Source organism: Methylobacterium sp. A54F, from assembly GCF_053346035.1.
Genome location: NZ_JBKFBF010000081.1, coordinates 1 through 329 on the forward strand (window position 1 = coordinate 1; position 329 = coordinate 329).

At 71.7% G+C, this 329-nt stretch carries 1 protein-coding gene; it reads right to left on the bottom strand.

Annotated elements, in window-relative coordinates; translation table 11 throughout:
* Window positions 1-329, bottom strand: a 329-nt coding sequence (locus tag ACLBXP_RS25430) for an AMP-binding protein (RefSeq protein ID WP_447670611.1), incomplete at both ends; no start/stop codon positions are given.

Sequence of the window (329 nt, forward strand, 5' to 3'; positions counted from 1 at the left end):
CGAACACGTACTGGTGGGTCATCGCGGCGTAGACGAGGTAGCCGCCGGTGGTGTGGACGACGCCCTTCGGCTGGCCCGTGGACCCCGAGGTGTAGAGGATGAAGAGGGGGTGCTCGGCCTCGGCGGCCTCGGCCGGGCAATCGTCGGTCACCTGCTCGGCGGCCTCGTGGTAGTAGACGTCGCGGCCGGGCTCCATCGCGACCTGCGAGCCGGTGCGGCGCACCACCACGACGTGGTCGACCACGACCTTGCCGAGCCGCACGATCGCGGCGTCCACGTTGGCCTTGAGCGGAACCTTGCGGCCCCCGCGCAGGCCCTCGTCCGCGGTG